The 3,400-nt window shown below is 62.7% G+C and carries 3 protein-coding genes; 1 reads left to right on the top strand and 2 read right to left on the bottom strand.

What is annotated here, in order from left to right; translation table 11 throughout:
• Nucleotides 1–202 precede the first annotated feature (202 nt).
• Together AC1DYX_RS29525 and AC1DYX_RS29520 are read right to left on the bottom strand one after the other, a co-directional pair.
• Nucleotides 203–1,822, bottom strand: a complete 1,620-nt coding sequence (locus AC1DYX_RS29525) for a catalase (protein ID WP_477265539.1) — start codon at nucleotides 1,820–1,822, stop codon at nucleotides 203–205.
• A gap of 89 nt (nucleotides 1,823–1,911) precedes the next feature.
• Complete coding sequence (locus tag AC1DYX_RS29520) at nucleotides 1,912–2,397, bottom strand: asparaginase domain-containing protein (protein WP_477265537.1); 486 nt, start codon at nucleotides 2,395–2,397, stop codon at nucleotides 1,912–1,914.
• A gap of 135 nt (nucleotides 2,398–2,532) precedes the next feature.
• Here AC1DYX_RS29520 and AC1DYX_RS29515 point away from each other — a divergent pair, with 135 nt between their 5' ends.
• Entirely contained in the window at nucleotides 2,533–3,297 is a 765-nt protein-coding gene (locus AC1DYX_RS29515) for an L-asparaginase (RefSeq protein WP_477265535.1), read from the top strand.
• The last annotated feature ends 103 nt before the right edge of the window (nucleotides 3,298–3,400 follow it).

Genomic DNA, 3,400 nt, shown 5'->3' with positions numbered 1-3,400 from the left:
GAGGTGAAGGGCTTAATCTACTACCACAAGGTCAATGCCTTCAGGGTGGGCACAAGCTGGTCTTCACCTCAGTTGATGGTAGCTAATCATCAACTCGTTCAAGATACAAGGGTGGGCACCCCTGTGCCCACGCGTAACGCCAACATACCGCAAACGTCACGCGTGGGCACGGGTGCCCACCCTACCCGCAACGTTTTGCGTTTTATTTGGCTGACGCCACTTCCTCCGTGGTCGCCGGCTCCTTCCTGCCGCCGCTTTCCGATTGACCACTCGTGGTCATCGGCCCCTCGCGGTTCTCGCCCGGCGCCGGCTTGCCCGGCAACGGCTGCAACATCTTTGCCTTTTCCAGATCCACGCCCGCGATCTCGGCCACGCGCCGGCCGTAGTCCTCGTCGCAATGCCACAAATGCCAGACCATGCGCAACTGGATCACTTCCGGACATTTCTTGAGGTCGCCGCCGACGTTGTTGACGAGGTCGTCGCGTTCCCAGTCCTCGAACGTGCGGTAGCGGTCGCCGGCTTGCCGGTAGTCGTCGGCCGTGCGGCGCGTCTGGTAGCGGCCCAGGTGGCCTTCGACGTGCTGGTGATAATCCTTGTCCGGCTGCGGCGCCTCGGCCAGGCCGCCCAGCACGCTCGGTTCGTAGTTGATGTGTTTTTCCTCGCCGCCGCCGTCGACGTAATACGTCATCTGGCCGTCGCGCTGGTTCGTGCGCGCGCGTGCCTTTTCTTGCGGCGCATTGATCGGTAGCTGCAGGTAGTTCGGACCGACGCGGTAGCGCTGCGTGTCCGAGTAGGAGAGGGTGCGGCCCTGCAGCATCTTGTCGTCGGAGAAGTCGACGCCGTCGACGAGCACGCCTGTGCCGAAGGCGGATTGCTCCGTTTCGGCGAACACATTGTCCGGATTCTTGTCGAGCACCATGCGGCCCACGGGCAGCAGCGGGAACTGGTCTTCCGGCCAGCGCTTGGTGTCGTCCAGCGGGTCGAAGTCGAGTTCGGGATGTTCGCCGTCGCTCATCATCTGCACGCAGAATTCCCACTCCGGGAAGTCGCCGCGTTCAATGGCGTCGTACAGGTCGCGCGTGGCGTGGCTCGTGTCGTGCGCCTGGATCTCGGCGGCCTGCTGGCTCGTCAGGTTGCGCACGCCCTGTTTCGGTTGCCAGTGGAATTTGACGAGGTGGGCGATCCCCTGGTCGTTCACGAGTTTATAGGTGTTGACGCCCGAACCTTCCATCTCGCGGTAATTGGCCGGAATGCCCCACGRGCTCTTGACCCACGTAACCATGTGCAGCGCTTCCGGATGGCTGCAGATGAAATCGTAGAAGCGCCACGGCTCCTGCCGGTTCGTGACGGGGTCGGGCTTGAAGGCGTGGATCATGTCCGGGAACTTGATCGCGTCGCGGATGAAGAAGACTTTCAGGTTGTTGCCGACGAGGTCCCAGTTGCCATCGACCGTTTTCAGCTTGACGGCGAAGCCGCGCGGGTCGCGTGCCGTCTCCGGCGATTCCTTGCCGCCGATTACGGTCGAGAAGCGCACGAACACGGGTGTCTGCACGCCCGTCTCGTTGAGCACGCGGGCGCGCGTGTACTTGCTCGCCGGTTCGTTGCCGATCTTGCCATAGGCTTCGAAATAGCCATGCGCCCCCGTGCCGCGCGCATGTACCACGCGCTCGGGGATGCGTTCGCGGTCGAAGTGGGTGATCTTTTCGATGAACTGGTAGTTCTCGAGGGTGGTCGGACCGCGTTCGCCGACGGAACGCATGGCCTGGTTGTCGCGGACGGGATGGCCCTGGCGCGTGGTCAGGGTGGGGCGCTGCTCGCTCATCGCATAGCTCCTCAGGTTCGTGGGAGAACCATTATAGGAATCGACGAAAGTGCGTAGCGCCCGGAAGAATCGGGCGGACAGGCTTTCCGTCAGAGTGCCTGGAACACGCCCGCGGCGCGGTTCTTCGTGACGTTATCCCAGGTAAAGATATTGCCGTTCATCGCCACATAGACACCCGGCGGCAGCATCTGCGCGGCGGCGCAGGCGAAGCCGAAGTTGAACAGCGCGTCCGAGTTGGCGATCTCATAAGGGATCATGGCGCCAGTGAACACGATGGTCTTGTCCGACATTGCCGCGCCCAGCACCTCGGCCGTTTCGCGCATCGTGTCGGTGCCGTGCACGATCACGATCTGTTTCTCGCCGGCGGCCTGGCAGGCGGCCAGCACGTTCCGGCGGTCGGCGTCCTGCATGTCCAGCGAATCGAGCAGCGACACGACCTGCAGCTCGACAGGAATGGTCATGCGGGAACGTGCGATGACCTCCGGCAAATGGCTGTTGGCAAAGCCCAGGACACCGTTGAGTTCATTGTAGTGTTTGTCGAAAGTGCCGCCCGTGGCGATGATCCGCAAAGTCATGATGATTTGAAAACTCTGTAAAAAAAGGTGGGTAATGATAGCCCCAAACCGTAGTGTATCCGTAGGTGTCTGCGCTAGAATCGTTCGGATCGGATGAGTATCCTGACTCCTTTTTGGGCCGAGCCCGCCTTCTCAATGAAACCCGTCGCACCCGGAACCGTCATCTTTCACCGCCATCGCGGCTATGGCGTCATCACCCACGTCAACCTGCTGACAGGCTGGATTTCCGCACGTTTCGGCAACGAAACGCGCACGCTCGACCTGAACCTGTCGACCGACGAGGTGCAGCATGCCGATGGCGAGGCGATCCGGTTCCGCCGCTCCCCGCCGGACCGCATGCCGCATGCGCGCCTGATGGCGATGGTGCGCGAGTTGCACAAGGCCGGCTACGAAAAGCTGTACCTGTACTCCTGGCCCAAGCCGTCCGGCCTGCACTGGCGCTGGCATCTGTTCACGGGCCAGCGCGACTGGATGCAGCGCCCTTGGCGCGAAGGCTGGTATGGCTCCGGCGCCGACTACAACAACAACCCCGTGATGGGCTGGGGCGATGCGCCGGGCGCCAGCACGGACGAGCTGATCCATGCGCTGGCGAAATTCGATCCCGAAGGCCTCGCGCGCGCGCTCGGGCGCGACGAAGATCACACAGCCTGGTTCGCGAACGTGTGCGAGGCGCTGTTGCCGGGGTACATGTATTCCTTCGACTTGGCGCCGATGCAAAAGAATGCGAACGGCGGGTTGATCGAGATGCCGCCGGTGCCTGTTGTGCCGGTGCGTGCGGGGTTGCCGGCGTACCCCGGTCCCGTGATCGAGTGGCCGCCAGGGTGGGCCGGGTTGTGGACGCGGCGGCATGAGATGCCGATGCGCAAACCCAATTTCACGGGCGAACCTGAGCTACGGTAAGCAGACGTAGGGTGGGCATTTGAGGCCGGGAGCCTCAAATGAAAACGTGCCCACGCGGACGTTCGCGGCATGTTGACGTTACGCGTGGGCGGAGGTAATGCCC

The sequence above is a fragment of the Massilia sp. P2_C2 genome (genome assembly GCF_056404615.1).
This window is presented reverse-complemented; position numbering and strand designations above follow the sequence as displayed.